The 8,637-nt window shown below is 68.6% G+C and carries 7 protein-coding genes; 3 read left to right on the top strand and 4 right to left on the bottom strand.

The window, feature by feature from the left end:
* The coding region (locus tag JS521_RS23815) for a heavy metal translocating P-type ATPase (RefSeq protein WP_205084989.1) at nt 1-814 on the top strand (814 nt) is incomplete at its 5' end.
* 476 nt (nt 815-1,290) lie between these two features.
* Here JS521_RS23815 and JS521_RS23810 read toward each other — a convergent pair.
* From JS521_RS23810 to JS521_RS23795, 4 genes are all read right to left on the bottom strand, one after another.
* A complete protein-coding gene (locus JS521_RS23810; protein WP_010056523.1) occupies nt 1,291-2,589 on the bottom strand; it encodes a citrate synthase in 1,299 nt (432 codons plus the stop codon).
* Between the two features lie 215 nt (nt 2,590-2,804).
* Entirely contained in the window at nt 2,805-5,030 is a 2,226-nt protein-coding gene (gene recD2 / locus JS521_RS23805; RefSeq protein ID WP_205084988.1) for an SF1B family DNA helicase RecD2, read from the bottom strand.
* A 266-nt stretch (nt 5,031-5,296) separates the two neighbouring features.
* Entirely contained in the window at nt 5,297-5,950 is a 654-nt protein-coding gene (locus tag JS521_RS23800) for a peptidoglycan recognition protein family protein (protein ID WP_205084987.1), read from the bottom strand.
* A 90-nt stretch (nt 5,951-6,040) separates the two neighbouring features.
* Nucleotides 6,041-6,928, bottom strand: a complete 888-nt coding sequence (locus JS521_RS23795) for a lysozyme (RefSeq protein WP_205084986.1) — start codon at nt 6,926-6,928, stop codon at nt 6,041-6,043.
* 293 nt (nt 6,929-7,221) lie between these two features.
* On the opposite strand from JS521_RS23795, the gene JS521_RS23790 reads away from it, so the two are divergent.
* Together JS521_RS23790 and JS521_RS23785 are read left to right on the top strand one after the other, a co-directional pair.
* On the top strand, nt 7,222-7,929 hold the full coding sequence (locus tag JS521_RS23790; protein WP_205084985.1) for a bleomycin resistance protein: 708 nt from the start codon (nt 7,222-7,224) through the stop codon (nt 7,927-7,929).
* 184 nt (nt 7,930-8,113) lie between these two features.
* Nucleotides 8,114-8,479 carry a hypothetical protein gene (locus JS521_RS23785; RefSeq protein WP_205084984.1) on the top strand — a complete coding sequence of 122 codons (366 nt, stop codon included), beginning with the start codon at nt 8,114-8,116 and terminating at the stop codon, nt 8,477-8,479.
* Nucleotides 8,480-8,637: the final 158 nt, after the last annotated feature.

Genomic DNA, 8,637 nt, shown 5'->3' with positions numbered 1-8,637 from the left:
CGAACCCCCCAGCCCCCGAGGCATCGCCGACGAGCCCACCGCCGCGACCGCCGCCACCGGCCGCCTCCCCCCCCCCGAGGACTTCACCAACGTCCCCGGACTCGGCGTCCAGGGCATCGTCGAGGGGCACGCCGTCCTCGTCGGGCGGCCCCGCCTCCTCGCCGACGCGGGGATCCCCCTCCCGTCGGCTCTGTCCGGTGCCCTGGCGGAGGCCGAGGAGCATGGACGTACGGCGGTCGTCGTGGCCTGGGACGGGGAGGCCCGGGGCGTGTTCGGGGTGGCGGACGCGGTCAAGGAGAGCAGTGCGGCCGCCGTGGCCGAACTGCGCGCCCTGGGGCTGGAGCCCATCCTGCTGACCGGCGACAACCGGGCGGTGGCGGAGGCCGTCGCGCGCGAGGTGGGCATCGACGAGGTCCACGCGGAGGTCCTCCCCGAGAACAAGGTGGAGGTCATCAAGCGCCTCCAGGCCGCGGGCCGGGTCGTCGCCATGGTCGGTGACGGGGTCAACGACGCGGCCGCGCTGGCGACCGCATCCCTGGGGCTGGCGATGGGCACTGGGACGGATGCGGCGATCGAGGCGAGCGACCTCACACTGGTTCGTGGAGATCTCAAGGTGACAGCTGACGCAATCCGCCTTTCCAGGCGTACGCTGGCCACCATCAGGGGCAACCTCTTCTGGGCCTTCGGGTACAACGTCGCGGCCTTGCCCCTGGCTGCAAGTGGCCTGCTCAACCCTATGATCGCGGGAGCCGCCATGGCGTTTTCGTCCGTGTTCGTCGTCACGAACAGCCTACGGTTGCGTGCCTTCACGTAACTTCCACAAAGAGATTTAGATCACACCGATTTCAGGGTAACCATCCGGTGGGTTCGCGAGTCTTAGAGTGCGACTGCCAAGGATGTCTTGGGGGACGTCCAATGGAGTGTCTTGGGGGACGCTCCTGATGGCATGCGTTGGCCGGGGCACGTGCACCGGGGAGCTTTGAGCGGCCCTCCCGTGCGTACGTACCCCGGCAGATCGCGGCACAACAGAACAAACGGGAGCCTCGGCTCCCTGCAGACGCCCGGCCGGATCCCGTGGGGGGAATCCGCTCCGGGATATGGGAAGCGCCCCGACCGTCGACCCGTGGGGGGATCGGCGGCGGGGTGCTTCTCGCTTTTCAGCCCAGCCCGGTGCAGCCCCCGGAACGCCGAATCGCCCCGGACACCGCGCTCTGTGCGAAGCGCGGTACGCGGGGCGAAGGCAGTCGGCCGAAGAGGCCGGGCACTACGGGGCGGTCAACGAGGTCCGGGTCAGCGGCCCTCGACCGGGACGAAGTCGCGCAGGACCTCGCCGGTGTAGATCTGGCGCGGGCGGCCGATACGCGAACCCGGCTCCTTGATCATCTCGTGCCACTGGGCGATCCAGCCGGGAAGCCGGCCGAGCGCGAAGAGCACGGTGAACATCTCGGTCGGGAAGCCCATGGCCCGGTAGATCAGACCGGTGTAGAAGTCCACGTTGGGGTAGAGGTTGCGCGAGACGAAGTAGTCGTCGGAGAGCGCGTGCTCCTCCAGCTTGAGCGCGATGTCGAGCAGCTCGTCGGACTTGCCGAGCGCGGACAGCACGTCGTGCGCTGCAGCCTTGATGATCTTGGCGCGCGGGTCGAAGGACTTGTACACCCGGTGGCCGAAGCCCATCAGGCGGACGCCGTCCTCCTTGTTCTTCACCTTGCGGATGAAGGAGTCGACGTCGCCGCCGTTGGCCTGGATGCCTTCCAGCATCTCCAGCACCGACTGGTTGGCGCCACCGTGCAGCGGGCCCCACAGCGCCGAGATGCCGGCGGAGATCGAGGCGAACATGTTCGCCTGCGAGGAGCCGACCAGACGCACGGTGGAGGTCGAACAGTTCTGCTCGTGGTCCGCGTGCAGGATGAGCAGCTTGTCCAGCGCCGAGACGACGACCGGGTCCAGCTCGTACTCCTGGGCCGGGACCGAGAAGGTCATGCGCAGGAAGTTCTCGACGTACCCGAGGTCGTTGCGCGGGTAGACGAAGGGGTGGCCGATCGACTTCTTGTAGGCGTACGCCGCGATCGTCGGGAGCTTCGCCAGAAGGCGGATCGTCGACAGGTGACGCTGCTGCTCGTCGAACGGGTTGTGGCTGTCCTGGTAGAAGGTGGACAGCGCGCTGACGACCGAGGACAGCATGGCCATCGGGTGGGCGTCGCGCGGGAAGCCGTCGAAGAACCGCTTGACGTCCTCGTGCAGCAGCGTGTGCTGGGTGATCTCGTTCTTGAACGCCGCCAGCTCGTCGACCTTGGGCAGGTCGCCGTTGATCAGCGTGTACGCGACCTCCAGGAACGACGAGCGCTCGGCGAGCTGCTCGATCGGGTATCCGCGGTAGCGCAGAATGCCCTGCTCACCGTCGAGGTACGTGATGGCGGATTTATAGGCGGCGGTGTTGCCGTATCCGCTGTCCAGCGTCACCAGGCCGGTATTGGCCCGGAGCTTCCCGATGTCGAAGCCCTTGTCGCCGACGGTGCTGTCGATCACCGGGTAGGTGTACTCGTCATCGCCGTACCGCAGTACTACAGCGTTGTTGGTGTGCTCGCTCACGTCATCCCTCACCGACGTAGTGCCTCTTCTTCGAGGTGCCCTGACTGTCTTCCACCCTCCCCCATTCGGCTCAGGAGAGTGCACTCGGGGTCGTCCATTGGACCTACTGACGGCACTGAGTGCCGCCAACTTACTCATCCTGCCCCCTTGACTGCGGTTCCGGAAGACCTCCGTGATGTTTCCCACCGATTTGATCGATCATTTTTGTGCAGGGGTCACGAGAAGTCTTCTCCGGAGCCGCCCCGGAGCCGGAAATCCAGTGCCGTACAGCGCCTGCCTGCGGAAACCGTGCGGACCGCCTGGCCGATCGCCTTACGTGACCCGACGAGGACGACGAGCTTCCGGGCCCTCGTCACGGCCGTGTAGAGCAGGTTGCGCTGGAGCATCATCCAGGCGCTGTTGGTGACGGGGATGACGACGGCCGGATACTCGCTGCCCTGGGAGCGGTGGATGGTCATGGCGTACGCGTGGGCCAGCTCATCCAGCTCGTCGAAGTCGTAGCCGATCTCCTCGTCCTCGTCAGTGCGGACGGTGAGCTTCTGTTCGTCCACGTCGAGGGCGGTGACGACGCCGATGGTGCCGTTGAATACGCCGTTCTCGCCCTTGTCGTAGTTGTTGCGGATCTGGGTGACCTTGTCGCCGACCCGGAAGACCCGCCCGCCGAACCGCTTCTCGGGGAGGTCGGGGCGGCCAGGGGTGATGGCCTGCTGGAGCAGCCCGTTGAGATGACCCGCGCCGGCCGGGCCCCGGTGCATCGGGGCGAGGACCTGCACGTCACGGCGGGCGTTCAGGCCGAACTTCGCCGGGATGCGACGGGCCGCCACGTCCACGGCGAGCTTGCCCGCGTCCTCCGTCTCGTCCTCCACGAAGAGGAAGAAGTCGCTCAGCCCCGCGGTGAGCGGCGGCTGTCCGGCATTGATCCGGTGCGCGTTCGTCACCACGCCGGACTGCTGGGCCTGCCGGAAGATCCGGGTGAGCCGGACGGCCGGGACCGGGCCGCCCTCCGCGAGCAGGTCGCTCAGCACCTCCCCCGCGCCGACCGAGGGCAGCTGATCGACGTCACCCACGAGGAGCAGGTGGGCACCGGGTGCCACCGCCTTCACGAGCTTGTTGGCGAGCAGCAGATCGAGCATCGACGCCTCGTCGACGACGACCAGATCCGCGTCCAGCGGCCGGTCCCGGTCGTACGCCGCGTCCCCGCCCGGCTTCAGCTCCAGCAGCCGGTGGACGGTGGAGGCCTCGGCCCCGGTCAGCTCGGCGAGCCGCTTGGCGGCGCGGCCGGTGGGCGCGGCGAGCACCACCTTGGCCTTCTTCGCCCGGGCCAGCTCGACGATCGACCGTACGGTGAACGACTTGCCGCAGCCGGGCCCACCGGTCAGGACGGCCACCTTGCGGCTGAGCGCGAGCCGTACGGCCTCCTCCTGCTCGGGCGCGAGATCGGCCCCCGTACGCGTGGCGAGCCAGGCCAGCGCCTTGTCCCAGTCCACGCCCTGGAAGGCGGGCATCCGGTCCTCTCCGGTCTTCAGCAGCCGCCTGAGCTGCCCGGCGAGGGACAGCTCGGCCCGGTGGAAGGGGACGAGATAGACCGCCGTGATCGGCTCGCCGCCCTCGGGGGACGGCACGCGCTCCCGTACGACGCCCTCCGGATCGGCCGCCAGCTCGGCCAGGCACTCGATGACGAGCCCCGTATCGACCTGGAGGAGCTTGACCCCGTCCGCGATGAGCCGTTCCTCGGGGAGGTAGCAGTGGCCCTGGTCGGAGGACTGGGAGAGGGCGTACTGCAAACCCGCCTTGACCCGCTCGGGGCTGTCGTGCGGGATGCCGACGGCCTGGGCGATCTTGTCGGCGGTGAGGAAGCCGATGCCCCAGACGTCGGCGGCCAGCCGGTAGGGCTGGTTCTTCACGACGGAGATCGAGGCGTCCTCGTACTTCTTGTAGATGCGGACGGCGATGGAGGTGGAGACGCCGACGCCCTGGAGGAAGACCATGACCTCCTTGATCGCCTTCTGCTCCTCCCAGGCGGCCGCGATCATCTTGGTGCGCTTGGGTCCGAGGCCGGGAACTTCGACGAGCCGTTTCGGTTCCTGCTCGATGATGTCGAGGGTGTCGACGCCGAAGTGGGTGGTGATCCGGTCGGCCATCACCGGCCCGATGCCCTTGATCAGCCCGGATCCGAGGTAGCGGCGGATGCCCTGGATGGTGGCGGGCAGGACGGTGGTGTAGTTCTCGACGGTGAACTGCTTGCCGTACTGGGAGTGCGAGCCCCAACGGCCCTCCATCCGCAGCGACTCACCGACCTGCGCGCCGAGCAGCGCACCGACCACCGTGAGGAGGTCGCCGGCCCCGCGCCCGGTGTCGACGCGGGCGACCGTGTACCCGTTCTCCTCGTTGGCGTACGTGATCCTCTCCAGGACCCCTTCGATGACGGCCATGTTGGACATGCCCCGACGCTACCGGGCGCCACTGACAGTGCGGTTCGCGGTTCGGGCTGTTCATGGCGCACAGCCGTGCAGCCGCCGAGACCGCTCCCACGGCACCATGATGACCGCATGGCGCGACGCTGCGCGGCGCGGCGCGTAAGGGCGGAAGCTCGCCGGGGCCGCGCACGCGGTGAAGGCGGTGCTGCAGCACTGGCCGCCGAACCCCGCAGGGGCCTTCACCGAATCGGAACAGCACTGACGCCGGTCTCCGGAACCTGGCCCGCCCCTCACCCCATGCTCGCCGCGACTTCGCTGCGGAGTTGCGGCAGCTTGTCGTGCAGGACGCCCGGGCAGAGGGTGTCGCCGAAGTCCTTGTGTCCGTAGAGGCGGCTGGGCGCGATGCCGTACTGCCGGCAGACGTACGCGCAGAGCGCCACCAGGACCTCCCACTGGGCCCGCGGCGGCTGTGCGCCGTCGTGGTACGCGCCCTCGTTGGCGATACCGATGGCCTGGCCGTTCTGGCCGGACGTGTGGGCGGCCAGCACGAAGTCGCTGCCGCCGCGCAGGGTGCTGAGGCTGCGGTGGCGGCCCTCGGTGATCCAGCCGCCCCGGCTGATGAGGAAGTGGTATCCCGTGTCGGTCCACCCGTTCTTGCCCATGTGCAGGTCCTGGACCCAGTGGGCGTGACGGTGGGCCTGGGCGCGCGAGACGTCGGAGACGTTGTCGCTGACCGTGTGGTGCACGATGATCTTCGTCGGCCGCTTCCCGACCAACTCGATCGGGCCCTGCGGCGGGCGGGCCTGCCACTGGGCCGTACCGTCGATGTCCGGTTCGACGACGTCGGCGTCGAGGGCGTGGGCCGTGCCCGGTAAGGCGGCTGCGGCCAGACCACCCGCACCGGCGAGCAGGATGTGGCGACGGGACGGCTGCGGAAGGTTCACGGCGGGCTCCTGGTGTGAAGGGTTGGGCACACGGTGGGGGGTGCGGGGGGGTGAGCCGCCGACTGGCTCACCCGGCCGTCACGAGAAGGACTACGCCGTGTTGTTGGCGAGGGCCTGGAGCCGGGCGAGGCTGCCGTTGAACTTGTTGCGGTCCACGTCGCCGGAGACTCCGCCGACCCGGCCGGTGGCGGTGTACTGCCAGATCGTCCAGGTGGGGAAGCCGCTGGGAACGGTCGGGTTGGCGGTGCCCCAATGCGCGACCCAGAGCGGGGACTTGGTGGACATGCCGGTCCAGCCGCCGGTGCAGGTGTTCCACCAACTGGCCGTCGTGTAGATGACGGCGTCCCGGGTGGTGCGGGCCTTGTAGGTGGTGTAGAAGTCGTTGATCCACGTGCGCATCTGGGTGGTGGAGAGGCCGTAGCACATCGCGCCGTACGGGTTGTGCTCGATGTCCAGCACACCGGGGAGGGTCTTGCCGTCCTTGGACCAGCCGCCGCCGTTGCTCGCGAAGTACCCGGCCTGCGTCGCCCCGTTGGAGACGTCGGGGCGGGCGAAGTGGTACGCGCCCCGGATCAGGCCGGCGTTGTAGGAGCCGGTGTAGTTCGCGCTGAAGCGGCTGTCCTTGAAGGTCGTGCCCTCGGTGGCCTTCATGTAGGCGAAGTCGATGCCCGCGGCCTTCACCGAGCCCCAGTTGATCGCCCCCTGCCAGTGGGACACGTCGATGCCCTGGACGCCGCTGGTGTCCATCGGGGTGACCCCGCCGCCCGCCGCCGAGGAGGCGAGGCCCTGCTCGATGCGGGTGCCCGCGCCCATCCACGCCTGCCCGGACCGGACCGGCTCATCGGGGGCGGGCGGCGCGGCGGCGGCCGGGCCCGCACCGGTGAGGATCAGTGCGGCGGCACTGCCGAGAGCGCCGGCCGCCATCAGGGCCCTTGGGGATCTCTTGAGTCGGCGGGACGGAGAACGGTACGCGGGCATAGCCACCTCCGGGCACGTGGACGGGAAGAGGCCCATGACGTCCGGCCATCGGATGCCATGGACATGCCATGAGTAATGCACGGGCCCGAGACGGGCGTAAAGGGCCCATTTGGTCTAGACCTCTGCCGTCATCCGCCACCTGCGACAACATGCCGAAACGGCGAGAATTTTCATTCCTGAAGGCCGCAGACCCCGCCGCAGACCTCCCCGCGGGCAACGGCCGGGTGGCTGAATCGCCGCACACAAAGGAATGCCGTTGACCGAAGTATTCAAATTTGACTAGGCTGTTAAGCATGGCCGAGACGACGATCCCGATGCTTCCCTGCCGGACCTCCCTGATCGAATCCGTGGTCGAGTTCTACGTCGCTCTGGGCTTCGAGGCGACGCAGCTGCAGAAGAGCCCGTACGCGTACGCCGTCGTCGAGCGGGGGTCGGTCGAACTCCAGCTGTACGGCATGAAGGACTACGACCCCGCGTCCTCCCACTCCGGCTGCTACGTCCTCACCGACGAGGTGGACACCCTGCACGCCGCGTTCCGGGCGGGGCTCAAAGCGGCCCTCGGGAGCGTCCCGACGCGGGGGCTGCCGCGCATCGGGCCACTGAAGGACATGTCGTACGGGGTACGGCAGTTCCTGATCACCGACCCGACCGGGAACACGATCCGGATCGGGCAGCCGACCAGCGAGGACCAGAACCACCGGCCCGCGCCGAAGGAGACGTTCGCCCGCGCCCTGCACATGGCGGACCTGTTCGCGGACTCCAAGCAGGACCTGCCGGGGGCGGCGAAGATCGTCGACCGGGTGCTGGGGCTCACGGACGAACAGCCCACGCCGGTGCAGAGGCTGCGGCTGCTCGTCCTGCGCGGGGACATCGCCCAGCGGATGGGCGACATGGAACGGGCGGCGGGGCTGCTGGAGGAGGCCGAGAGGATCCAACTCGACACAGAGGAACGAAAGTCGGCGGACGACGCGCTGGCCAGGCTGGCAGAGCTGCGGAGCTGATTCAGCCGCACCCGGTCCCGTGATGCGGTGCCGAGGATCGGCCCGCGCACCGATCCCCCGCACCGCACCCGCACCTCAACTCGCCTGCTCCGCAACCTCCCTACCGCAGTGACCCCTGATGATCACTTGTGATCTACGATGCAGCCTTGTCGCGTTCACATAAACTCCTCAGAGGGACGGTTTCATGACCAAGCGAAGAGTTGCCATCGCCCTGTCGGCAGTCGGAGTCATCGCACTCGTCGGTGCCGCACCGGCACTCGCCTACCAGACAGCAACGCTCTCCGGCACCGGCCAGGCTCGCGTCTACGACAACTCGGTCACCAACAAGGCCGTGGTGGGTGCCTGGGACAGCACATCGGACTCCAACCCGGTCTACAGCTCGTACTACCGGTCGGCGAGCTCCGGCACCCAGCGCAATGTGTGGAACAAGCAGGGCGCCGGCACCGAGTACACCTCGGGCACCGGAAGCTGGGTCATCAAGGCCCGGATCTGCGAGTCCCAGATAGCGCAGCCGGACGACTGCTCCGTGTACGTGGCCATGAGCCACTGACGCAAGAGTGCTGACGGGGCCCCCCCGCCCCCCGGGGCCCCCCCCCGGCCCCCTATACCCGGATACGGGGACCCCCCGCGCGGGCGGCCCGGGGAAAGAGACCCGGTGTTTGAAATGAAACCCCGGGGGGGGGGGGGGGGGCGCGACGTAAAACGGGG

Origin of the sequence: Streptomyces durocortorensis (assembly GCF_016901035.1) — a bacterium.
GTDB lineage: Bacteria > Actinomycetota > Actinomycetes > Streptomycetales > Streptomycetaceae > Streptomyces > Streptomyces durocortorensis.
Note: the sequence above shows the minus strand (reverse complement) of the source record. Positions and strands in the feature narration are given on the sequence as shown.